The organism is Bacillus fungorum (genome assembly GCF_002746455.1).
Lineage (GTDB): Bacteria > Bacillota > Bacilli > Bacillales > Bacillaceae_G > Bacillus_A > Bacillus_A fungorum.
This window is the reverse complement of record NZ_NWUW01000009.1, coordinates 78,236-100,922: the sequence shown is the minus strand read 5'-3', so window position 1 is coordinate 100,922 and position 22,687 is coordinate 78,236. Positions and strand designations below refer to the sequence as shown.

Here is a 22,687-nt window from a genome sequence, read left to right as displayed (position 1 = left end):
ACAAAGAATTTTGTGATAAATAAAATAAAATGAATCGGAATCTTTGTGAACAATTTTTTTCATCTCAAATATATAATTAGGAAGTATATATTTGAGGTGAAAATTAGGAACATTGACTCGAATTGCTAACAAGATATAATAAAACCTAGATATATCTTTCAAAAAGAAGAATATATAATATAGGATAAAAAGCATTCAACCTATTATTTTTTATAGCCTTTAGAAAACGCTTACAATTAGTGTGGAGGGGAAACCATGTCTAAGTTCACAAAGTATTTTTTAATGGAAGCTAACGATGTGATTGTATATGTGAAAGAGAAATTATCTAAGTTTGAGGATGCAAAGGGGTTACAGTGTAAAGAAATAGGCGATGGTAATTTAAATTATGTGTTTCGTGTTTGGGATGAACAGAAGAACATTTCTGTCATTGTAAAGCAAGCTGGGGATACAGCACGTATTTCAGATGAGTTTAAGTTGTCGACGAATCGTATTCGTATTGAATCAGATGTTTTGCAGTTAGAGGAGGAGTTAGCACCTGGGCTTGTTCCAAAGGTGTATTTGTTTGATAGTGTGATGAATTGTTGCGTAATGGAAGATTTATCGGATCACACAATATTACGTACAGCACTTATAAATCATCAAATGTTTCCAAAACTTGCGGATGATTTAACGACCTTTATGGTAAATACACTCTTATTAACATCGGATGTTGTAATGAATCATAAAGAGAAGAAGGAACTCGTGAAGAATTATATAAATCCTGAATTATGTGAGATTACAGAAGACCTCGTATACGCTGAACCATTTACAAATCATAATAAGCGTAATGAGTTATTTCTATTAAATGATGGATGGATTAGAGAGCATATTTATAGTGATAAAGAGCTTCGTATGGAAGTAGCAAAGCTTAAATTTTCTTTTATGACGAATGCGCAGGCATTGCTTCATGGTGATTTGCATACTGGTTCTGTTTTTGTGAAAAATGATTCCACAAAGGTTATTGATCCAGAGTTTGCCTTTTATGGACCGATGGGATATGACGTTGGGAATGTAATGGCGAATTTAATGTTTGCTTGGGTAAATGCAGATGCGACCATACCGTCTGGAGCTGAGAAAGATACGTATATGGATTGGTTACAATCTACAATGGTAGAAGTAATTGATTTATTTAAGAAGAAGTTTTTAGATGCTTGGGATATTCATGTGACCGAGATTATGGCGAAGGAAGAAGGCTTTAACGAAGTATATTTACAATCTGTATTAGAAGATACGGCTGCAGTGACGGGCCTTGAGTTAATTCGTCGTATTGTTGGGCTAGCGAAAGTAAAAGATATTACTTGTATTGAGAATGAGGAAGCACGTGCTAGAGCGGAGCGCATTTGTCTTCAAGTAGGAAAGAAATTTATTTTACGAGCTAATGAATATGAAACAGGTACAAGCTTTGTAGAAACGTTAAAAGAACAGTCAACGAACTACGCGAAGTAAGGGGAGAAGATGATGGAAGAGCAATTAATACCAATTCAGTGGAAAGATGATGCTTTAGTTTTATTAGATCAAACGTTATTACCGAATGAAGTTGTCTATGAATCTTTTAAAACAGCTGAAAGTATATGGGATGCCATTCAAGTAATGAAAGTAAGAGGAGCGCCAGCGATTGGTGTTTCAGCAGCTTATGGTGTGTATTTAGGGGTAAAGGAATTTGCTGAAAGTACGGAAGCAGGATTTATTGATGAAGTAAAAAGGGTATGTAGATATTTGGCCACATCAAGACCAACGGCAGTAAATTTATTTTGGGCACTTGAAAGAATGGAGGCGGTCACGACAGAGAACGCACACTTATCAATCGCCCAGTTGAAAGATAGATTACTAGAAGAGGCAAAAGAGATTCATAGAGAAGATGAAGAAATTAACCGTCAAATTGGAGAACATGCATTAACATTATTCCATGATGGAATGGGAGTATTAACACATTGTAATGCTGGTGCGTTAGCGACGACTAAGTATGGTACTGCGACAGCTCCAATGTACTTAGCGAAAGAAAAAGGATGGGACTTAAAAATCTATTCAGATGAAACACGCCCTAGATTACAAGGTTCAACGTTAACAGCATTAGAACTACAGCGAGCGGGAATTGACGTCACTGTCATTACGGATAATATGGCGGCTATGGTCATGTCACAAGGGAAGATTGATGCGGTAATTGTGGGATGCGACCGTGTGGCAGCGAACGGTGATGTAGCAAATAAAATTGGAACATTAGGCGTATCTATTTTAGCGAAATACTACAACATTCCGTTTTATGTAGCGGCACCAACGCCGACAATTGACTTAAAAACACCGACAGGCACAGAAATTCCAATCGAGGAAAGAGATGCTTCTGAAGTGATTAATCGCTTTGGACAATATTCTGCTCCGAAAGAAAGTAAAGTATATAATCCAGCATTTGATGTCACGCCACATGAAAATGTAACCGCGATTATTACGGAAAAAGGGATTGTAAAAGCACCGTTTACAGAGAACTTAAAAAAGCTATTTCAATAAGTAGATAGATTTAAAAAATCAGTCATCATAAGCTTCATACTTAGGGGGATGTATATGTTATTACAAAAAGAAAGAGAAGAAATTGTAGCATATGGAAAGAAAATGATTTCTAGCGGTTTAACAAAGGGGACAGGCGGTAATATTAGTATTTTCAATCGCGAGCAAGGTCTTGTTGCAATTAGTCCAAGTGGCTTAGATTATTATGAAACAAAACCTGAAGATGTAGTTATATTAAACTTAGATGGTGAAGTAGTAGAGGGAGAGAGAAAACCATCAAGTGAGCTAGATATGCACCTTATTTATTATAGAAAGCGTGAAGATATAAATGCGCTTGTGCATACACATTCTCCGTATGCGAAGACGATTGCGTCATTAGGATGGGAACTTCCTGCTGTATCATATTTAATTGCTTTCGCAGGCCCGAATGTACGCTGTGCACCGTATGAAACATTTGGTACAGAGGAATTAGCAGAGGCTGCTTTTGAAGGTATGATTGATCGCCGTGCCGTTTTACTTGCGAACCACGGTTTAATTGCGGGTGCAAATCATATAAAAATGGCATTTACTGTTGCAGAAGAGATTGAGTTTTGCGCCCAAATTTATTATCAAACGAAAAGTGTCGGGGAACCGAAGCTATTGCCAGAAGATGAGATGGAGAATTTGGCGAAGAAGTTTGAAGGGTATGGGCAGCAGTAAAGTTAAGTATTGATTAAAAATAGCCGTGAAAGAAAGTATATTCACGGCTGTTTTAGATTTTAAATTACTTAGATATGTTTTTTAGCTGAGCATCCAATTTCCAGAAACCAATTCCAGAGAATAAGGCTGCTAATGAACCAATAATTGCAGCAATACCGATATCTCCGAACATCATTCCGCCCATTAGTATACCGAAAATGCCAATTAATATAAGAATAATAGCGATAGCTTTCATGTAGTATTAATCCTTTCGAATGTAAAGTTAATACATAAGAATATAACATTACTTCAATGTTTAATCAAAGTCCTATCGTTATCTAGTGCCTTAAGAAGGTTAAAAGGACGACTACTAGTTAGAAGATGAAACTTTAAAACCTCGATTAGGAACGGAGAATACTTTTTGTAGAAGGCGTTGCTGTATTCATGTTTTGAATGGATATTTATTCCTATTTTTCGTATAATAAAATCAATGAAATCCTATTATTAAGATGAAGGGATGTAAGTAATTTGGGGAATAGTGAAATGTTAATGAATCAATTATTTCAAGGAATACAGTCTACTAATGATAGGTTGGAGGAAAAAATTATTTTACCTAATTTGACTGGTGGGTATGATTTAAGAGATAGAAGCGGAGAAGTAATTGCGGCGTATCAACCCTCTCCAGTTGGAGAGGGTGGCATTATAATGGATGGGCATGGAGAAACAATTGCTCGCGTTCAAGGGAATGTGTATGATGGTACGACCTTTGATTTTGGAGATGGGCATACAGTTACTTCTACCCAAAATATTTATGCTGGAGAAAACTTTCATGATAATTTTGAAGGAGTAATAGGATATTCCCAGCCTAATAGTTCGGGTGGAATAACAATGAATACAGCTACGGGAGAAAAGTTATATGATGTGAACTCGAATCCACTGGGAGAGGGGATGACGATTGATACAAGTCCAGAATTTATATCCGCGAATATAGATATAGGTGCGATTGATACTACTCATTTGGACGCTTTAGATGTAGTGAATAATGCTGTAGATATAACGGATGCAGGGTCTATTTTATCTGCATCTGCAGATGGATTAGATATTTTTGATTTGTTGGGTAATCTGTTTTGAGTTATATAAAAGAAAAAAAGCAACCTGATGATTCAGCAGAGTTGTATTTAGAAACTAAAAAACAATTATATGAGCAACTGACTTACGATGTCGCAGAAGAAATTGAATCTTTTGTAGAGAGAGTAGGAGAGGCATTTTTTAAAAAAATTCATAATCGTATTGAGAAGCGAAATGAAATGCTAGAAGAAGAAGTCTCAAAGCCCTTGCAGAATCCGGATAATAAAGAAGGTTATTCACAATGCATTACCCGTTTCTTTCAACTAACTCAGATAGGCGAAATTAGAGATGAGCTGAAGGAGATACTAAGTTTTCCGTATTTAGGGAAAGTGTATTATGAATTTCTTGAAGAAATATCAAAAAATCAACATGGACATTTATTTAAGAAGTTATATTTTTCTGGTAATATTTTTGAGGATTTAAAGAAAAAAATGAATCTTTCAATGGACACCACGATTAAAAATTTTCAAAATTACTATGAAGCATATGCGCAATATACAGAATTATTAAGAGATATACAAAGTAGGCTTTCAGGGAAAAAACTTGTACAGCTTGTATCACAAATAACGGCATCGTTAGTTGTGGGGTTTGGAGGCTCCCTCTTGGTTAAAGGACTTGCAAAACTATTGGACCCAGATGCTTTAAAAATAGTAAACGCGCAAGAGAATGTACGACAAATGTGGGAGAAATACAATGAGCAGTTGCAAATTGATCTGGAACAATTAAAAACCCATTATAAGTACGTCCAATTGAGCTTATATGGTGGTGCTTTTGTAACTGTTAATAAACAACTGAAAAAGAGTGGGATAGAATTTCAAAAGTTATATTTGCAAGATAATGTGTATAAATTGCAATTAATTAAAGGGGAGCAAGGGCAGGTAGGAACATGGGCTAAAGAAACAATTTCCCATATACAGTTGTTATTGAAGAAAAAGGAAATTAATCAGGCAATTAAAATATCTAATCAGTTTTATCAACATGTGAGCGAGTATCCGGTTATGGAACGAACGATTATAAAGAATGGAAAAAGTATTAAATATTATGCGAACTTATTAAAATTTGCAGCACTTATGTGTAAATCGTTAGAACTATACGAAAAAGAAAAGGATACTTTTATCACCTTTACGGCAGAGTTGTTTAAACAATTACCGATGGTAGTTCATGACCATGATCTTAGGAATTTAGGTTTGATGACAAAGACTGAGTTTATAATGAAATTTGTGCATCATAGTTTGAAAGAGAACCAAAAATTAAACCTGATTTTGGATTATGAAATGCGTATGATGAAACGAAAAGATGAGCATGATTTATATCCTGGTGAAGAACTAAAAGAGTTTAGCTCTTCCCAATACCTTGCTATTTTACTTTCTCGATTTATGAAATCGAAGCGTCATGAAATAAATTCTTTTTATCGGATTTCAAAATATGAAGAGGTACCATTCGCTGTTATGGTTAGTTTGAAAAGAGAGTATAAAGAGACACAAGGATGGGATGCTTTCTATAAATATTTGTTTGCTTGTACAACTAATGAAAGACTTTCAAATACCTTCGATAAAGTAAAAGGTGTAATAAAGGTTATAAAAAAGGATAAGAGAATCTATATTCCACTTAGTATGGTTACATTGATGCTATTTGGGATAAGTGGAATGTACTTGATGAAAGAGGACAATAATAGTGCTTGGCATGGAGAGAAAATAGTATGGCGTAGTAGTGGAGAGCAGAGTGCTGCTCAAGAAAATACTACTCGTGCTAAGGAACCGGAAGCAGATGAGTCCATTCCATCGATCTCGGTAAATGATAGCGCTGGTTCTTCTTATAATTTTAAAGTTAAAACAAAGAAAGAAATAAAACAGGTTTTAGAAACAGCTTTAATGGAAGGTAATTTAGGACCATTTGGATTGAGTGTGATTGGACAAGAAACAGTTGAGGTGACAAAAGAATTTGGTGCACCGGACGCTCAACAGGAGGCAGGGTGTACAGCTTGTGATGCACCTACTACTGTCGTATATGGCGATTACAACCTGGATATGTTTCCTTCAAAAGTTAAAAGAATTTGGTTGCATATGAATATTCCTATAAATGAGTTGAAAAGTTGGTTAGGCGAACCAGATGGAGTAGAAGAAGGGATGGATAGTGATGCTCTTGTGTATCGTAAGGAGGGGTACGCTATCTATTTCAGTTTCTCTGATGGTTTTGTAAAACGTGTTGATATGTATCAAAGTGAATAAAGTGCTAGAGATAAAAACACCCTCAAGAAAAAATCTTGAGGGTGTTTTTTACGCCTTTTTAAGCAACAAATACATAAAGTAAGGAGCACCAATTAAAGCGACAACAATACCTGCGGGGATGCCGTTAGGTTCAACGATATTTCGTCCGATTGTGTCTGCTAATAATAATAGCCATCCACCGATTAAAACAGCGATAGGCATGAAGAGTTGATGCCTTGGACCTACTAAAGATTTTGCGATGTGAGGAGCCATCAGCCCGATAAAGCTAATTCCTCCTGTTACGGAAACAGCTGCAGCAGCAAGTGCAACGGCCGTAATTAATAAGTATCTGCGCTCTTTTTCAATTTCAATTCCAATGCCGATTGCGACGGGTTCGTTTAATGCTAAAATGTTTAATCGATTTGCTTTATAGAAAACGAACGGAATTAATACGATTAACCATGGGAGCATTGCTAAAACGAAGATCCAGTCATCTCCCCAAATGTTTCCCGCAATCCATTTGGCGATAAAGTCAACTTTCATACGATCAGCAGATGAAATAAGGACAATCATCGCTCCAGATAGTGCAAATGAAAAGCCGATACCGGTTAATGTTAATCGTATTGGCTGAAGCCCTGTTGATTTGCTATATGAAAATACGTAAATTAGAACAGCTGTCAGAAATGCCCCGATAAATCCAACGACAGGTAGTAAGTAAAGAAATGAACCTACATCTATTGGAAAGTATAAGAAGAAAATAGCAACAGCAACACCAGCCCCAGAGTTGATACCGAGAATACCAGGTTCAGCTAAATCATTTCGGGTAATTCCTTGCAGAATCGCTCCTGATAAAGCGAGAGCCATACCAGCTAATAATGTAATGATAATTCTAGGTAGTCTTAAAGAGTATAAAACAAACTCCTCTTTAAAAGTTCCTTGTCCCATTAGTGTCGGGAGTAGCCGATCATAAGATAAAGATGCTGAGCCGAGCCCCATTCCAATTACAATGGTTGTAATGGTCAGTATAAGTAAAGCGAGTACGATAAGACGTTGTTTTCTTAGAATAGATGGTATCATGAGAATGTTTTTCCTCCTTTACGTACAATGAATAGGAAGAATGGTAATCCTACAATTGCGACAATAGCCGCAACTGGTGTTTCGTACGGAGCGTTAATGGTACGTCCGATTGTATCTGCAAGTAGCATAAAGGAAGCGCCAGCAATTGCTGACATCGGTATAACAAATCGGTAATCTGGACCGACAATTGGGCGTACCATGTGAGGTACCATTAAACCGATAAATGCCATATTTCCGACAAGCGCTACAGAAGCACCAGCAAGTAAGATGATAATGATAAATAAAATGGTTTTAATGAAGATAATTTTTTGACCGAGCCCAATAGCAACTTCTTCACTGAAACTAAGAACTGTCAATTTTTTTGCTAGTAATATAGCGATAAAGATACTGATTGAAATGACTGGAATAATAGCTTTTAATTGGCTCCAAGTTGTTCCAATTACGCCTCCCGCAGTCCAGAGTGATACATCTTGTGAAATCTTAAAGTAAATACCGACTCCTTCTGAAATTGCGAGTAGAAATGCTGAAACGGCAGCACCGGCTAATACAATTCGAAGAGGGGACAGCCCGCCTTTTTTCACCATACCAATTCCAAATACCATAATCGCGCCAATTGCAGCACCAATAAAGCAAGCTAATGTTAAGTAAAGATAGCTTATAGAAGGGTTGAAAGCAAGTGTAAGTGCAAGCGCAGCATTTGCTCCACCAGTTAGCCCTAGTAATCCAGGATCTGCAAGTGGATTTCGTGTTAATCCTTGCATAATGGCTCCAGAAACGGCTAGTCCAGCTCCTACAAAAATAGCAGCAACTTCACGTGGCAAACGTATTTCGCGAATAATAGATATTTTGTCCCCTTTAGCGGAGGAGGTGAGTGCTAACCATACGTCTTTTATTGAAGTATCTGCAGCACCTAATACCATTGCTACCATAAAAATAAGAAAGAATGCAATTATGCTCAAAATTAGTTTGTATGTAAAAGCTATAGAACGTGGATTGTCGTGATATTTTGTCATTCGTTTCACATCTTTTCTGTTCATAGAATAAAGGAAGAGGAATTCTTAAATTAAGAATTCCTCGTGTTTGTATTATTTACCAAGAAAGCTCTTCTTGAAGAAGTCTAGTTGGAAATCTAATGTAAGTGGATCATTGAAATAGAATTCCATCATGTTTGCTTCGTATACGCGATTATTTTTTACTGCTGGGATGTTTTTATATGATTCTGTCTCTTGGAATGAGTTATCAGTATCTTTGTTTTTACTTATGATTAAGTAATCCCCAGCAAATTCAGGTAATACTTCAGTAGATAATGCGTAGTAACCTTCTTTTAATGCTTTTTCTTTTACTTTTTCAGGCATTTTTAATTTCATTTCTTGGTACAGAATTTCTGTTCCACGGCCCCAGTTCTCGCCGTATACATAAAGCTGTTTGTTGAAGTTTTCTACAACAGAAACTGTTGCATCTTCACCGATTTTTGCTTTAATTTCTTTACCAGCGTCTTGTGCACGTTTCTTGAAGTCATCAACCCAAGTTTTTGCTTCTTTTTCTTTGTTTAATAATTTACCGATTTCTAAATGCTGTGTTAAATAATCAACTTTTCCGTAAGTGTATGTTACAGTAGGAGCGATTTTCTTTAACTTATCAACATTTTTAATATTTGATAAACCAATGATTAAATCTGGGTTTAGTTCAGCAATTTTTTCAACATTTTCATCTGATACTTCAGCAACATCTTTAAGTTTACTATCAAAACGTGGGTTTTGCTTAGACCATGAATCTGCCCCAACAAGATTTACTCCTAATGACATTACGTTACCAGCGAATGATGATAAAACAACAACGCGTTTTGGATTTGCAGGAACTTCTACTTTACCATTTTCAGATTGGTATGTAATTGTTTCTGATTTACTACCTTTTGCATCGTTCTTTTTGTCTGTAGAGCCATTGCTACAAGCGCTCATAACAAGAATAAAAAGAACTGTTAGTGAAATAAATAACTTTTTCATCGTCTTTCTCCTTTAACATAGATGATATGTGTATACAATAATTTGTTTAACTGCAATCTTTTGGAATGAGTAGTGGTAATGCAAAATAGTTATTAAAAATCTTGAATATGAGATTTTACAATATAGTATTAGCCATATTAATGAAAGAAGATGTAATCTCAAATTTGCTAATTATTAACAAGTTGATAATGATTATCACTATTGATTCTTTCAATAATATAATTTTATATAGGTGTATTGTCAATAGTAATTTTGATTGTAAATTTTGCAGAAACAGGTTATATTTTATTGAGAATGATAATCAATTTTAACAACTGGGGAGTGAAGGTGAATGAATAGAGAGGAATTGTTTGATGTAACCGTGATAGGCGGGGGACCTGCAGGGCTTTATTCAGCTTTTTATAGTGGACTCAGAGAGATGAAGACGAAAATAATAGAATTTCAACCACAGCTAGGTGGAAAAATACATGTTTATCCAGAGAAGATGATTTGGGATGTAGGTGGAATATTACCGGTTACAGGTGATAAATTAATTGAACAACTTGTACAACAAGGATTAACATTTAAGCCAGAAGTGGTGTTAAATACAAAAGTAGAATCGATTATTCGCAATGAAGATGGCACTTTTACGTTAAAAGCAAACGATGGAAAAGAACACTTTTCAAAAACAGTTATTGTGGCAACTGGAAGTGGTATATTGAAACCACAAAAGTTATCAATTGAAGGTGCTGAGCGATTTGAAGTATCTAATTTAAATTATACAGTGAAATCTTTAAAGCGTTTCAAAGATAAAACGATCATTATTTCCGGCGGAGGAAATTCTGCTGTTGATTGGGCAAATGAATTAGAACCAATCGCGAAAAAAGTGTATGTAACGTATAGGAAAGAAGAGTTATCTGGTCATGAAGCACAAGTGAAGCAACTGCTGAAAAGTTCAGCGGAGTGTTTCTTTCATACATCGATTACAAAATTAATTGCTGGTGATAGCCATGAAGCGATTGAATATGTAGAATTAACGAATCATGAGACGGGTGAAGTTTCTCATTTACCTATTGATGAAGTTATTATTAATCATGGGTATGAACGTGACATTACATTATTAGAAAATAGTGAGTTAGACGTTGCGATTATAGATAATTTTTATATTGCAGGGAATGCAAATAGTGAGTCTTCAGTAGACGGATTATATGCTGCGGGAGATATTTTAAAGCATGAAGGGAAATTACACTTAATTGCGGGAGCATTCCAAGATGCTGGAAATGCTGTAAATAAAGCGAAACAATTTATTCAGCCAGATGCAAGTGAGTATGGAATGGTTTCTTCGCATAATGAAGTATTTAAGAAGAGAAATCGTGAATTGATTAAGCAGATGATGAAATAATAAAGGAACAAGTACCCCCCATTTACTTCTCTATTCGAATGACGAGAGAGGTAAATGGGGGTTTTCCTGTTTACTATATTTTCAATCATTATAATGACACCGGTTTCATCAGTTCATGTGACATGAACGTTTTATTTGTAAATCTTTCTAGAAAGCAATGAATCTATGCTTTGTTGACGCAGAACAGTATTAAATTATGCTGTCCCTTTAGCTCGTTCGTTAGGAAATGGCATATTTAATATAGAAGCAATGTACTGTTTTCCATGCATTCGAGCTAATGATTCTAATATTTGACGGACGCGTTTTGTAAGATGTCCTTGTTCCTTTATAGCTTCACAATATGCGTCATAGAAAGCGTATTTAGCCCAAAGGAAATCATCTTGTTGGAATAAAAAATGATTTTTGTACCATTCCCCAATTGTATGGTAACAATTGTTTTCATGTATTGCTGCGCTTTGAGAAAGAATACGATCAGATAAAGATGTGGTTAAATGAGAAATTGTGCTTTCTGTTTCAACTTGTAATGTTTTTTCTAACATTGTAATGATGTGACGAGTAGCCATATGTTAACTCTCCTTTGTGAAATGGGTAATACCATTCTATATTTAAAAAATCCTTACTATATTATTATACAATATATGGAATGCATCCACCTTCTTTTTAAATTGCATTTACAAAATCTTTTTTATTTGTTTACAAAAATAAAGTAAGATACAGTATATAGGAAAAAATAATAAAGGAATGAACGCGTTGTATATAACAGTAGAAGAAGCTGCGGAGTATTTGAATTTACCAAAGTCGTATATTGAAGAGCTAGTTCAGCAAAAGAAGGTTCGTGCGCTATTTGATGGAGAGCAATATTTATTAAATAAAGAACAATTCAATACACATTTAGAACAAATGGAGAAATATAAGCAATTAGTGGAAGAAATATTGAACGAACCAATTCCGGAAGATATGGACGTTAAAGACGAAGACTAGATTTTGTGAAGTCCCGTATGAAGATATACAGAAATGTATTCTCATACGGGATTTTTTGTCTCAAGAGATTAAATTTTTAAGGAGTATTCAGAATTTTTCGGGAGTTTTATAGGTAATAGTCTACCATGTTAAAAGCATATTTTTTTCGAGCTAGGACAAACATAGAGAACGTAACCTGTACAGATACATATACTATCAGTGCAAAAGCTTATAAATTAATGGAAGGGGTTTTCTCGTGAGTTTATTTCATTGTGATTTTTTGAAAGACTTAATTGGATCTTTTGTGAGAGTAAACAGGGGTGGTCCAGAATCTCAAAAAGGGACAATAGTCGCAGTATGTTCGGATTACTTTGTATTAAAGAATGAAAAAGGGGAGATCTACTACTATCAGACTTGTCATCTAAAAAGCATTACTAAAAATGCGAAAAATTGTAAAGTTGATGATTGCAGATGGTTGGAATGTGAAGATGACTTTGAAAAGCTACTTCAAAGCTTCAAATATCGCTGGGTGAAAATTAATCGTGGTGGCCCAGAGAAAGTTGAAGGTATCTTGCAAGATGTTTCTTGTGAATTTGTGAAATTAATTGTAAAAGAAGAAGTTATATTAGTTGCAATATCCCATATTAAGAGTGTCACAGTAGGGTGCGAAGAGAGCGAAGAGAGCGAAGAAAGCGAAGAAAGTAATAGTGAAAGTGAAAGTAATTCAGGTCGAGCTCGTGCACAAAGACAATCAAGTAGAGGAAGATAATAAGAAAGGAGGATATAAACTTGGAGAGTGTATTATGCTGTGAGCAAATTAAGTGCTTAGTCGGCGAGACTGTAAAAGTAAATCTTCGTGGACCAGAGAGTCGAGTGGGGGTACTTGTATCGTTAGGAAGAGATTACCTTACATTACAACTTCCTCTTGGTGAATTAGTATATTATCAATTGAAACACGTGAAGAGTCTAGTTAAGAAAGTGAAAGAAAGTAAATGTGACGATTGCTATGTTTCATGTTTCGACTCTGATGATGATACTTTTGTCGATGTATTATGTGACTCGAAGTATAAGTGGGTAAAGATTAATCGTGGCGGCCCAGAGTGTGTGGAAGGGTTATTAAGTGAAGTGCATGAAGAATTTATTACGCTAGTAAACTGCGATGAAGTCATTTATATCATAAACTATCATATTAAGAGTGTGAGTCAAGTAGTGAAATGTAAAAAGAATGAAGATGAATAATGTTTAATAAATAAGAGGGGCATTATGAGGAAAAGAAAAGAACAATTTCTTCTTTCGATAGTATGAAAAGGAATTACTTACTATTAAGACAGAACTTTGCCCTGATTATTTTTTTAAAATGGAAGATAGGAAAGAAGAAATTTATAAGAAGGAGGATATAAATGAATGAGTTGAACAAAAATATTGGAGAAAATATATATGTTAAATTAATCGGTGAAAAAAGATTTAAAGGTGTATTAATTGATGTAGGAAATGATATCGTCGTTCTTTACAATGGACAAGACTACGTATATATATCTTTATACCATGTACAATATTATAAATTTTTAAGACCATATGATGAGGAAATATCAAAACCAGATGTGGATTCTATAATTAAGAGGGAATCCCCTTCCATTTCTTTGAGAAAAGTATTAAGTACTTCTAAAGGGATTTTTACAGAAATTTATGTAGCAGGAAATGCTCCAATACATGGTTATGTTACAAGTGTAATGAACGATTATATTGTTTTTTATAGTCCAGTTTATAAAACGGTATATATATCTTTAAAGCATTTGAAATGGTTAATTCCGTATAAAGAAAATCAAGTCCCTTATTCCCTCAATAAAAATGAACTCCCCGTAAATCCATTAAATATTACGTTAGCTAGAACCTTTGAAGAACAACTTATTAAAATGGCTGGGAAAATCATGGTGTTCGATTTAGGTGAGGAATCTAATAAAATCGGAAAGATGGCGAAGATTAATGAAGGACATATTGAAATATTAAAAGCACGTGATGAGAAAATGTATGTAAATATTCAACATGTAAAATCTGTCCATTGTCCGTAAGCTAGTTGAAAGGGCTGGCTTTTTCTTTTATATGCAGAAGAAAAGGTCGAGCCCATTTGTTTAGCTCGATTTGATTAACGGGTTTGTTAGTGAATTGATGTTATTAGGAAAACCGAAACCAACGAATTATGAATGGTGTAATATACGGAAAATCCTTTTATATGTTGTCCAGCTAATGGAAAGTTATGCAGCACAATATAGAGTGAGATTTCATTTGCAAGTAGATGGGAATCTACCTGTTATAAATGGTGATGATAAACAATTAAAACAGGTATTATTAAACATTATTAAAAACGGAATAGAGTCAATGCCAGAAGGTGGAGATATTCATATCCGTGCATATCAAAAAACTGAAGGGCATTTGTGTATTTCTGTTGAAGATCAAGGCTTTGGTATAGAGAAGGAGAAATTAGAGAATATTGGTAAGGCTTTTTACAAAATAAAGGAGAATGGTACGGGACTTGGATTAATGATTACATATAAAATTATTAAGGAACATCAAGGAAATATCGCGATTCAAAGTAGCATGGGAATAGGAACGAAAGTGGAGATTTTTTTACCGACAGTATAATATGCTAGAAGAAAATATTTTTCAGAAAAGTGTTCTTGTTGTGTAAATATAAACATTTTATAAAATGTTTCAAGAAGGGTTTTTTTTATAAAATACTTCGTTTATAATGGAGGAAAATATCGACATGAAATTTGTTATTCATGTAACGGTTCGGTAGTGTTAGGAAAAGATGGGGTGCACGCGCATCCTTTTTTCTATGCAGATATTATGAAAGAGGTGGTATGATGGAATTAACATTAAATTCGACTGTATGTTTACACACGATTCAATTTCGAAAAGAGCAAAAGAATTATATTGTAAAAGATACAATTACAGGAGAAAAATATGAAATGCCGCCACTTTGGATTGATGCATTGGCAATGATGCGTGACGGTTTTTTATTGGGGGAAATTGAGGAGAAATTAAAAGAAGAGTATCCTGCCGAAGAAATAAATATGTTAGCATTTACGAGGCAACTGTTAGAGCTAGAGCTTGTCGAAATGGTAGATGGGGAAGAAATAGCTTGTACAAAGAAGAAAGAGAAAGATTATTTAGCTTGGGTACGTCCTCGTGTCGAGCAATTCTTTCTTAGTTTAAATAAAAAATATAGAAGCAAAGGTCAATGATGATCTTTGCTTTTTTATATCCGTGTTTAAAAAATAACAGCGAAAGCTCTTGCGAAAGCCCCGTCGCTATCTTTAATTTTTAAAGGTGCTGCTGAGAAAAAGAAACGTGTCGTGTTAATGGCATCTAAGTTTGTTAAGTTTTCAATTAAATAAATATTATTCCCAAGTAGTATATGATGAATCGGTGATGTTTCTGTCGTTACCTCATCAGGAGAAATGAAATCTAAACCGACCGATTTTACTTTTAATTGAACTAGTTCTTCGGCTAATTCTTCAGAAAGATAAAAAGCTTCTTTTGCATACGCTTCTGTATTCCATTTAGTAGATAGATTGGAATGGAAAATGACAATATCTCCTTCTTTTATGTCAGCGTCATACAATACTTCCTTAGGTAATTTTCGTTCTTGTACATGAGTTACATCAATAAGAACAGCTTCGCCTACAAATTGATCTAGGGGTAATTGATCAATAGTGGTTGCGCCTGAAATGAAATGGGCAGGAGCATCGCAATGCGTGCCAACATGAACGACAGAATGAAAATCTGTAACTTGATAGCCTGTCTCTTCAACACTTGTAATGGCTTCTAAATTGATTTTGGGTGTTCCAGGGAATTGAGACATATTATTTTCAAATGTTTGTGATAGATCAATTACTTTCACTTTAAATACCTCCAATATATGTTTTGAAATATAAAAAAACTCACCTTTCATAATCAAGAAAGATGAGTTTTGCACACAATAGTTACGTTTTATCTTTCAAAATGCAATGCATTTTGCAGGAATTAGCACCTATTCAGTTTGTATAAACTGAGGTTGCTGGGCTTCAAAGGGCCGGTCCCTCTGCCTCTCTTGATAAAGGTATATTCGATTTTAAAATCAGAATTTTCTTTATAATAAATTGTAATTCATTTCCTTTTTTTACGCAACATAAAATAGGTATTCACCCAAATAAAGTTGCTCGCATATTGTAGCTTATGTAAATAGAATGCTGCGAAGGAGTGAGTGCAGTGACAGGGAATGTATTGAATTATTATGCTGGCGGAAATACAGCTAGAGGATTTCATAATTTATATGAAGAGAATTTAAAAGGACTAAACAGGTTGTTTATTTTAAAGGGTGGCCCTGGAACGGGGAAATCCTCTTTAATTAAGGCAATAGGTCGTGAATGGGTTGAAAAAGGATATGACATTGAATTTTTACACTGTTCTTCTGATAATAAATCGGTTGATGGTGTAATTATCCCGAAGTTAAAAGTGGGAATTGTTGATGGCACATCACCGCATGTTATCGAGCCAAAAATGCCAGGAGTTGTCGAGGAATATATTAATTTAGGAGTTGCTTGGGATTCAGATAAATTAAGAAAGCAGAAATTGGAAATTGAACGATTTGTTTCAGAAGCAAGTAAGGCTTTTCAAGCTGCTTACGCTTGTTTTAACAAGGCGTTAGTTATACATGATGAGTGGGAGAAAATATATATTAATAACATTGATTTTAATAAAGCGAATGAACTAACCGATCAGCTGATTCAGAAATTGTTTACAGATAAAGGCGGGAAACAATCGCTTGTGAAACATCGCTTTTTAGGAGCAGCTACACCGAAAGGAGCAGTTGATTTTGTTCCTAATTTAACAGAAGGATTACCACATCGTTATTTTATAAAAGGACGCCCAGGCTCTGGAAAATCAACAATGCTCAAAAAATTAGCTAAGGTAGCAGAAGAAAAAGGCTTTGAAGTTGAAGTGTATCATTGTGGATTTGATCCAAATAGTCTTGATATGGTTATCGTAAGAGAATTAGGTTTTGCAATTTTTGATAGCACCGCACCACATGAATATTTTCCGAGCCGCGAAGGTGATGAAATTATAGATATGTATGCCCTTATTGTGACACCAGGGACGGATGAGAAGCATGCGACAGAGATTCGCGACGTGTCGATTCGATATAAAGCAAAAATGAATGAGGCGATGTCTTTCTTAGCGAAAGCAAAATCAGTCCGTGATAAATTAGAACGAATTTATATTGCTGCTATGGATTTTTCAAAAGTGGATGCATATAAAGAGGAGATTCAAAAAGAGTTTGAACGAATTGCGGCTAGTGTAACAGAAAAGAACAAGTAAAAAATAAGGAGTTTTGTTAGGCTGTCGGGAATTTTCTGACAGCTATTTTAGTATGTAGTAAACTTAGTAGTATATTTGTCGAATTTCCAAGGAAATAATCAAAAAATGGAGATGGTATGAAATGAGAGAGAAAATTAGGTCGGAGTTAGAAAGAATTGAAAAAGAGAATGATGTGAGAATTTTATTTGCAGTGGAATCAGGGATCGATATTGAGATTTTAAATACATTGTTTCGAGATACGTTGTTTGCAGCATATGAAAAAGAGCACAAGTGAATTTGTGCTCTTTTGATTTTGTAGGAATAAAGAAAACAGATATAGCTGCGAGAAGACCTGCGGATGAGAATAAGTAAAAATTCCATGCTAAGTTATATTGCATTGTCTACTCGAGATCAACTCGTTTTAACGGTTGATCTGCTGGACCTTCAAGAACGTCTCCTTTAATTGAAAAACGGGAACCGTGACAAGGACAATCCCAAGTACAATCACCATTATTCCATTCAACTTCGCAGCCGAGATGTGTACAAGTTGTATCGACAATATGTAATTTTCCATCTTTGTCTTTATAAGCACCTGCCCGTTTACCGTTAACATGTACGACAGACCCTTCACCAACTTCGAGGTCTTCTGGTTTACGTAATGCGGTTTCGATCTTTCCTTCAATTAAATGTTTCGCAACATCAATGTTCTGAGAGAAGAATGTTTTTATATCTGGATTTGCATGGAAGCGTGATGGTGCATACAGTTCTTTATATGGACTGTGTACTTTTAGAATAGAATCCTTCAGTAAATGAGCGGCAGCAGTTCCAGTTGTCATTCCCCATTTACGATATCCAGTTGCAACAAATATATTTGGGTTTCTTTCGTTAATATGTCCGATATAAGGAAGTTTATCTAGCGTGATTAAATCTTGTGCGGACCATCTATAGGGAACTTCGTCTACTCCAAAAGTTGCTTCTGCAAAAGAATACAGTGCGTCGTAATGAAGCATCGTATTAATTCCTTGTCCTGTTTTATGACTTTCTCCGCCAATTAAAATTAATTGTTCTCCATTGTTTGTTGTATAGCGTAAAGAGCGTTTTGGATCATCAATACTTAAGTACATGCCACCTGGATAATCTGTTTTTGCTCTGATGGCAAGAGCATAAGAGCGTTCAGCATACATGCGCGTAAAGAAAAAGCTATTCGCATCATAAAAAGGGAAATGCGAACAAGAGACAACACATTTGCAAGTGATGCGATGTCCGTCCTTTGTAATGACTTGTGGATAATCTCCTTTTTCCACATCCATAGCTGTTGTTTGTTCATAAACTTTGCCGCCCATCTCCACAAACTTTTCTAAAAGTGTTTTCAAATAAAGGAGGGGATGGAATTGTGCTTGGTTTTTCATGACAAGTGCAGATTGTACTGGAATTGGAATCGATAGAGATTGAACATAGTCACAAGGTATATTTAATTTTTGATAGGCTTCATATTCTTTCGATAAATTTCTTAATCCGTTATCGGTAGTTGTATATAAATATGAATCTTCATTTGAGAAATTACAGTCGATTTTATATGTTTGCACAGTCTCATTTATGAATTGTAGGGCATGATTATTTGATTCATAGTAAAGCCCGGCCTTTTCCACACCGAAATGATTTATTAATTCATCATAAATAATATCATGTTGCGCTGTTACCTTTGCAGTTGTATGCCCAGTCGTCCCATTTAAAATAAGACCAGAATCAATTAACACAACATCGATGCCTTCTTTTGCCAGTAAATAGGCAGTAGTAATACCTGTAATACCAGCACCGATAACAGCAACTTTTGTCTTTATATTTTCAGATAAAGGGGGAAAAGCAGGGATTTGAGTAGATTCAATCCAATAAGATAATGGGAATTGTGGAAATGTATCGCTTGTCATTATAGAAACCTCCCGATTTTAGAACAATTTTCCTTTTAATATTTCCATATGATATGAAATTCATGTGTGCTGTTTTTGAAGGAGTCTATTTTTATCCCGCTATTTGCCGGGCAGTAAGACCCCACCTCAAAATTCAGCGAAAGCAAAGAAGTTAGGTGCGGGTCGGACTGATTAAAGTTTCACTTTATTACAAGAAAGATAAAATTATTTTAATATAATTATTAAGTGTTGTCGGTATGAAGAGGTAGCAGTTGTGTAAAGCTAGATTTAGGTGAGTGTATTTATTGTTTACACCGAGAATTCTTGAATAAGATAGAGTCTATAGTATGTCCGCGTATGTATATGCATAATGGATAAAACCTTATAAAGTCTATGTTTTTTCTTTAGTGAAATAAAGTATAATTATAAAAATATAACCAACTTTTAATACTAGGTCATAAAAGTTGTTGACAATATAGAAATTCTATTGATATGATTCATCATGTGGAAAGGTTGATAGAGAGTAAAAAGAGAAATGTTTTTCATTGATAATAAAAGCGAAAAATAAGTGACGATAGAGTGAGTATATTTTCCTTATAATAGATGCTTTTTTAATCACCTAGTAAAATCAATCTGGAAGCAAGAATTGATATATGTAAGTTGCGCAAGGCGCGGCATAAGAAAGGGGCAAAAGGATGAAGGAGCTTCATACGTTTGGGTGGTATGCAGCACGTGTATCACCACATTTGCCGAAAAAAGCATTTAAACCAGTTCCTACTCGTTTATTTGGTGGACTGGCTTATTTGCTTGTGGCATTGGCGGGGTTAATATCGATTGGTGTATTTGAATTGAATGTGTGGGCAAATCTAGGAATTGCGATTGTTCTTGGATTATGTTTTGCTTCACTTGGGTTTTTAGGGCATGAAATTTTACATGGAACTGTTGTAAGAAAGGCATGGATTCGTGATTTCTTAGGCGCGATTGCATTTATGCCATTATCAACAGGTCCTAAACTTTGGAGAAAGTGGCATAATGCAACGCATCATGTTCATACACAACATGAAGAGAATGATCCAGATGCATGGCCGACACTTGAGAAGCTTAAAAAGAGTAAGTTTTTGAGTTGGGTATATCGCATGCCTCTTCATGTACGCTCATTCTTTAGTTTTCTATCACTAACCATTCAATTTACATTGCATTCGACTCGAATGTTCTTTCATTTTATAAAAGAGTTTAAGTCATCCAATCAAAAATCTGTATGGCTTCAACTTCTTTTGCCTTGGACAGTTTGGATTAGTTTATTGTTTATTATGGGACCTGGAAAATGGTTATTTGCATATGTAATTCCGTTGTTAATTGCTAACTTTATTGTAATGGCATATATCGCAACAAATCACCGCTTAAATCCAATTGTTCCGGTAAATGATCCGTTAGCAAACTGTTTATCAGTAACAGTGCCGCGTTGGGTAGACGTTTTACATTTCAATTTCTCATATCATACAGAACACCATTTGTTCCCTGCTATGAGCTCTAAATACTATCCATTAGTAAAAGAGAAAATTAAAGAAATGTGGCCGGAACGCTATCATGAGATGCCAATGACAAAAGCTTTGGCAGCGCTATGGAATACACCACGTGTGTATTATCAAGGAAGTGAATTAGTGGATCCGCATAGAGAGCATTTCTATGGTTCTTTAGGAAATGGACTAGATCCTCATAATATTTCATATCGTGAGGAACATATAGAGGAAGAAAGTATTAAAAAAGTAAATCAATAAAAATTAATATATTTTGCAGTGAAAAAGCAAGCCATCTCAGGCTTGCTTTTTTTTATAAAGAGACTTCTTTTTTATTCTTTGTACGAACTTGAACTGAATTTGTTTCTTTTCTTTGTAGTCGTTTTTCTAAAAGGTTAACAAAATAAGTAAATAGAAGAACAAGTACGAGGTAATATAAACCAACAATCATGTATGTATCTAATTGTTGGAAGTTACTTGCAGCAATTGATAAACCTGATCCCCATAATTCGGACAATCCTACATATGCAACGAGGGAAGAATCCTTTAATCCAATAATAAACTGATTTCCTAAAGGAGGCAGAGATTGACGAAATGCTTGTGGTAATACGATACGGCGCATCGCTAAAGGATACGGCATACCTAGAGAGCGAGCAGCTTCCAATTGTCCACGATCGACAGATTGAATGGATCCGCGGAAAATTTCAGTAATATATGCACCGTTATGGATTGCTAAAGCGATTGCTCCTGCCCAAAAAGGGGAGAAAACAATGACAGATGTGATACCAAAATAGAGAATTGCGATTTGAACAATTAAAGGTGTACCACGAATAATAGCGATGTATACATGAGCAATACTATTTAAAACTTTATTGTTAGAGATTCGAAAAAAAGCGAATAGTAATCCAATTAGTGAACCGAGTAATAGGGATGTTAGTGTTAATTGTAATGTGACAATAGTAGCCTTTAAAAGTGTGGGATAAGTAGACATAAAAATTTCAAACATATGTGTCACCTCATATTATATGGATTTTGGTAGGGAATGAAATGCCCCACTGATATTAGCCCACACCAATTGGGAGTTTTACTGCCCATAAATAGCGGGATAAAAAGTGGGGCATAATTCACGAAACATTTGACTAGCTAATTTACTTCGTTTTTTCCTCTTCACCAAAAATATTACGCTCGAACCATTTTTTACTGATCTTTTCATACGTACCATCTTTAATGATTTCATCTAACGCTTTATTTACTTTCTCAACCATTGCTTTATCATCTTTACGAATAGCAATTCCCATTTCATCAAGATTTAATGGTTTTCCAGCTTCTTTTATATTTGATTTACCTTCTTTGATCATGCGTAAACCAACCATTTGATCTGTGATTACTGCGTCAATACGTCCAGGCTCTAAGTCCATAAGTGCAGTAATATCACTATCATATTCTGTAATTTGATCTGTATGTTTGGCAACAAGGTCTTTAAAGGTACTAGCTTTTACAACACCAATTTTCTTACCTTTCAAATCTTCTGGAGAAGAGATAGACGTATTCTTTTTGGCTACAAAAATTTGTGCGCCAGAGCGATAATATGGGTTTGAGAAACTTACGGCTTTTAATCGTTCTTCTGTAATAGCCATACTTCCTAATATCACATCATATTTTTTCGATTGAAGACCTTGAATTAATGTTTCCCAAGGGTTTGTAACGGGAACTGGCTTCATTCCCATCTTTTTCGCAAGAGCTTCCCCTACTTCTACATCAAAACCAACAAGTTTGCCGTCATTTTCTTTATAATTAAAAGGCTTATATAAGCCACTCATCGCATAACGAAATTCTTTTTCACCATTTGAAGAAGTAGTAGAGCTTTCCTTACTACAGGCTCCTAGTATGAAGGATGTACATAATGTAATACTCGCAACAATGGTTAATAATTTTCTTTTCATAAAACCCC

Annotated in this window: 22 protein-coding genes, 3 pseudogenes and 1 riboswitch; of the genes and pseudogenes, 15 read left to right on the top strand and 10 right to left on the bottom strand. The window is 35.1% G+C overall.

Annotation, left to right across the window (positions count from 1 at the left end):
• Positions 1-255 precede the first annotated feature (255 nt).
• Genes mtnK through CO726_RS15170 form a run of 3 tightly spaced genes read left to right on the top strand, consistent with a single transcriptional unit; the run spans position 256 to position 3,237 of the window.
• Positions 256-1,485, top strand: a complete 1,230-nt coding sequence (gene mtnK, locus CO726_RS15180; protein WP_099684823.1) for an S-methyl-5-thioribose kinase — start codon at positions 256-258, stop codon at positions 1,483-1,485.
• A gap of 9 nt (positions 1,486-1,494) precedes the next feature.
• Positions 1,495-2,541 (top strand): S-methyl-5-thioribose-1-phosphate isomerase, encoded by a 1,047-nt coding sequence (gene mtnA, locus CO726_RS15175; protein WP_099684822.1) that lies wholly within the window; start codon positions 1,495-1,497, stop codon positions 2,539-2,541.
• A 54-nt stretch (positions 2,542-2,595) separates the two neighbouring features.
• Entirely contained in the window at positions 2,596-3,237 is a 642-nt protein-coding gene (locus CO726_RS15170; RefSeq protein ID WP_099684821.1) for an L-fuculose-phosphate aldolase, read from the top strand.
• Between the two features lie 64 nt (positions 3,238-3,301).
• Here CO726_RS15170 and CO726_RS31805 read toward each other — a convergent pair whose 3' ends face one another.
• Positions 3,302-3,472 (bottom strand): hypothetical protein, encoded by a 171-nt coding sequence (locus CO726_RS31805; RefSeq protein WP_165761968.1) that lies wholly within the window; start codon positions 3,470-3,472, stop codon positions 3,302-3,304.
• 287 nt (positions 3,473-3,759) lie between these two features.
• Between CO726_RS31805 and CO726_RS15165 the strand changes: the two genes are divergently transcribed.
• Positions 3,760-4,347, top strand: a complete 588-nt coding sequence (locus CO726_RS15165) for a hypothetical protein (protein ID WP_098758419.1) — start codon at positions 3,760-3,762, stop codon at positions 4,345-4,347.
• Positions 4,348-4,523: 176 nt separating this feature from the next.
• Entirely contained in the window at positions 4,524-6,572 is a 2,049-nt protein-coding gene (locus tag CO726_RS15160; protein WP_245916654.1) for an S-layer protein, read from the top strand.
• A gap of 48 nt (positions 6,573-6,620) precedes the next feature.
• Here CO726_RS15160 and CO726_RS15155 read toward each other — a convergent pair whose 3' ends face one another.
• The 3 genes from CO726_RS15155 to CO726_RS15145 are packed head-to-tail and all read right to left on the bottom strand — an operon-like array spanning position 6,621 to position 9,631.
• The gene (locus CO726_RS15155) at positions 6,621-7,628 is read right to left on the bottom strand and encodes a FecCD family ABC transporter permease (RefSeq protein WP_099684819.1); all 1,008 of its coding nucleotides are present in this window, start codon (positions 7,626-7,628) and stop codon (positions 6,621-6,623) included.
• Positions 7,625-8,665, bottom strand: coding sequence for a FecCD family ABC transporter permease (locus tag CO726_RS15150; RefSeq protein ID WP_136699651.1), 1,041 nt, complete (start codon positions 8,663-8,665; stop codon positions 7,625-7,627). Before CO726_RS15150 ends, CO726_RS15155 begins: the two co-directional genes overlap by 4 nt.
• A 48-nt stretch (positions 8,666-8,713) precedes the next feature.
• Positions 8,714-9,631, bottom strand: a complete 918-nt coding sequence (locus CO726_RS15145) for an iron-hydroxamate ABC transporter substrate-binding protein (RefSeq protein WP_099684817.1) — start codon at positions 9,629-9,631, stop codon at positions 8,714-8,716.
• Between the two features lie 331 nt (positions 9,632-9,962).
• Here CO726_RS15145 and CO726_RS15135 point away from each other — a divergent pair, with 331 nt between their 5' ends.
• Positions 9,963-11,012, top strand: coding sequence for an NAD(P)/FAD-dependent oxidoreductase (locus CO726_RS15135; protein ID WP_099684816.1), 1,050 nt, complete (start codon positions 9,963-9,965; stop codon positions 11,010-11,012).
• A 194-nt stretch (positions 11,013-11,206) separates the two neighbouring features.
• On the opposite strand, the gene CO726_RS15125 is transcribed toward CO726_RS15135, so the two are convergent.
• Complete coding sequence (locus CO726_RS15125; RefSeq protein WP_099684815.1) at positions 11,207-11,575, bottom strand: hypothetical protein; 369 nt, start codon at positions 11,573-11,575, stop codon at positions 11,207-11,209.
• A gap of 178 nt (positions 11,576-11,753) precedes the next feature.
• Here CO726_RS15125 and CO726_RS15120 point away from each other — a divergent pair, with 178 nt between their 5' ends.
• The 6 genes and pseudogenes from CO726_RS15120 to CO726_RS15090 all read left to right on the top strand — a co-directional run bounded on the left by CO726_RS15120 (position 11,754) and on the right by CO726_RS15090 (position 15,217).
• Complete coding sequence (locus CO726_RS15120; protein ID WP_098758426.1) at positions 11,754-11,993, top strand: helix-turn-helix domain-containing protein; 240 nt, start codon at positions 11,754-11,756, stop codon at positions 11,991-11,993.
• Between the two features lie 235 nt (positions 11,994-12,228).
• A complete protein-coding gene (locus CO726_RS15115; protein WP_099684814.1) occupies positions 12,229-12,741 on the top strand; it encodes a spore coat protein in 513 nt (170 codons plus the stop codon).
• Positions 12,742-12,761: 20 nt separating this feature from the next.
• Positions 12,762-13,211: a spore coat protein gene (locus CO726_RS15110; RefSeq protein WP_099684813.1), complete on the top strand. Its 450-nt coding sequence runs from the start codon at positions 12,762-12,764 to the stop codon at positions 13,209-13,211.
• A 161-nt stretch (positions 13,212-13,372) separates the two neighbouring features.
• Entirely contained in the window at positions 13,373-14,041 is a 669-nt protein-coding gene (locus CO726_RS15100; RefSeq protein ID WP_099684812.1) for an LSm family protein, read from the top strand.
• 64 nt (positions 14,042-14,105) lie between these two features.
• A pseudogene (locus tag CO726_RS15095) lies at positions 14,106-14,612 on the top strand (ATP-binding protein); the annotation flags it as partial.
• A 224-nt stretch (positions 14,613-14,836) separates the two neighbouring features.
• Positions 14,837-15,217 carry a hypothetical protein gene (locus tag CO726_RS15090; RefSeq protein WP_000424105.1) on the top strand — a complete coding sequence of 127 codons (381 nt, stop codon included), beginning with the start codon at positions 14,837-14,839 and terminating at the stop codon, positions 15,215-15,217.
• 26 nt (positions 15,218-15,243) lie between these two features.
• Here CO726_RS15090 and CO726_RS15085 read toward each other — a convergent pair whose 3' ends face one another.
• A complete protein-coding gene (locus CO726_RS15085; RefSeq protein WP_098758430.1) occupies positions 15,244-15,876 on the bottom strand; it encodes a cyclase family protein in 633 nt (210 codons plus the stop codon).
• An 86-nt stretch (positions 15,877-15,962) separates the two neighbouring features.
• Positions 15,963-16,075: riboswitch (SAM riboswitch) on the bottom strand.
• Positions 16,076-16,223: 148 nt separating this feature from the next.
• On the opposite strand from CO726_RS15085, the gene CO726_RS15080 reads away from it, so the two are divergent.
• Together CO726_RS15080 and CO726_RS31500 are read left to right on the top strand one after the other, a co-directional pair.
• Positions 16,224-17,333 carry a PRK06851 family protein gene (locus tag CO726_RS15080; protein WP_099684811.1) on the top strand — a complete coding sequence of 370 codons (1,110 nt, stop codon included), beginning with the start codon at positions 16,224-16,226 and terminating at the stop codon, positions 17,331-17,333.
• Between the two features lie 94 nt (positions 17,334-17,427).
• Positions 17,428-17,535: pseudogene (locus CO726_RS31500) on the top strand (DNA polymerase beta superfamily protein); the annotation flags it as partial.
• Positions 17,536-17,623: 88 nt separating this feature from the next.
• Here CO726_RS31500 and CO726_RS15075 read toward each other — a convergent pair.
• A pseudogene (locus CO726_RS15075) lies at positions 17,624-17,713 on the bottom strand (MFS transporter); the annotation flags it as partial.
• Positions 17,714-19,240: an FAD-dependent oxidoreductase gene (locus CO726_RS15070; RefSeq protein ID WP_099684810.1), complete on the bottom strand. Its 1,527-nt coding sequence runs from the start codon at positions 19,238-19,240 to the stop codon at positions 17,714-17,716.
• 674 nt (positions 19,241-19,914) lie between these two features.
• On the opposite strand from CO726_RS15070, the gene desB reads away from it, so the two are divergent.
• Positions 19,915-20,997, top strand: a complete 1,083-nt coding sequence (gene desB, locus CO726_RS15065; RefSeq protein WP_099684809.1) for a Delta(10) desaturase DesB — start codon at positions 19,915-19,917, stop codon at positions 20,995-20,997.
• 52 nt (positions 20,998-21,049) lie between these two features.
• On the opposite strand, the gene CO726_RS15060 is transcribed toward desB, so the two are convergent.
• Positions 21,050-21,751 (bottom strand): amino acid ABC transporter permease, encoded by a 702-nt coding sequence (locus CO726_RS15060; RefSeq protein WP_342750587.1) that lies wholly within the window; start codon positions 21,749-21,751, stop codon positions 21,050-21,052.
• A gap of 133 nt (positions 21,752-21,884) precedes the next feature.
• Positions 21,885-22,679: an ABC transporter substrate-binding protein gene (locus CO726_RS15055; protein WP_099684807.1), complete on the bottom strand. Its 795-nt coding sequence runs from the start codon at positions 22,677-22,679 to the stop codon at positions 21,885-21,887.
• Positions 22,680-22,687: the final 8 nt, after the last annotated feature.

What these genes read in the sequence shown, in the direction of transcription:
- mtnK (WP_099684823.1), top strand. Translation starts at nt 256, where the DNA reads ATGTCTAAGTTCACAAAGTATTTTTTAATGGAAGCTAACGATGTGATT.
- mtnA (WP_099684822.1), top strand. Translation starts at nt 1,495, where the DNA reads ATGATGGAAGAGCAATTAATACCAATTCAGTGGAAAGATGATGCTTTA.
- CO726_RS15170 (WP_099684821.1), top strand. Translation starts at nt 2,596, where the DNA reads ATGTTATTACAAAAAGAAAGAGAAGAAATTGTAGCATATGGAAAGAAA.
- CO726_RS31805 (WP_165761968.1), bottom strand. Translation starts at nt 3,472, where the DNA reads ATGAAAGCTATCGCTATTATTCTTATATTAATTGGCATTTTCGGTATA.
- CO726_RS15165 (WP_098758419.1), top strand. Translation starts at nt 3,760, where the DNA reads ATGTTAATGAATCAATTATTTCAAGGAATACAGTCTACTAATGATAGG.
- CO726_RS15160 (WP_245916654.1), top strand. Translation starts at nt 4,524, where the DNA reads ATGCTAGAAGAAGAAGTCTCAAAGCCCTTGCAGAATCCGGATAATAAA.
- CO726_RS15155 (WP_099684819.1), bottom strand. Translation starts at nt 7,628, where the DNA reads ATGATACCATCTATTCTAAGAAAACAACGTCTTATCGTACTCGCTTTA.
- CO726_RS15150 (WP_136699651.1), bottom strand. Translation starts at nt 8,665, where the DNA reads ATGAACAGAAAAGATGTGAAACGAATGACAAAATATCACGACAATCCA.
- CO726_RS15145 (WP_099684817.1), bottom strand. Translation starts at nt 9,631, where the DNA reads ATGAAAAAGTTATTTATTTCACTAACAGTTCTTTTTATTCTTGTTATG.
- CO726_RS15135 (WP_099684816.1), top strand. Translation starts at nt 9,963, where the DNA reads ATGAATAGAGAGGAATTGTTTGATGTAACCGTGATAGGCGGGGGACCT.
- CO726_RS15125 (WP_099684815.1), bottom strand. Translation starts at nt 11,575, where the DNA reads ATGGCTACTCGTCACATCATTACAATGTTAGAAAAAACATTACAAGTT.
- CO726_RS15120 (WP_098758426.1), top strand. Translation starts at nt 11,754, where the DNA reads ATGAACGCGTTGTATATAACAGTAGAAGAAGCTGCGGAGTATTTGAAT.
- CO726_RS15100 (WP_099684812.1), top strand. Translation starts at nt 13,373, where the DNA reads ATGAATGAGTTGAACAAAAATATTGGAGAAAATATATATGTTAAATTA.
- CO726_RS15090 (WP_000424105.1), top strand. Translation starts at nt 14,837, where the DNA reads ATGGAATTAACATTAAATTCGACTGTATGTTTACACACGATTCAATTT.
- CO726_RS15070 (WP_099684810.1), bottom strand. Translation starts at nt 19,240, where the DNA reads ATGACAAGCGATACATTTCCACAATTCCCATTATCTTATTGGATTGAA.
- desB (WP_099684809.1), top strand. Translation starts at nt 19,915, where the DNA reads ATGAAGGAGCTTCATACGTTTGGGTGGTATGCAGCACGTGTATCACCA.
- CO726_RS15055 (WP_099684807.1), bottom strand. Translation starts at nt 22,679, where the DNA reads ATGAAAAGAAAATTATTAACCATTGTTGCGAGTATTACATTATGTACA.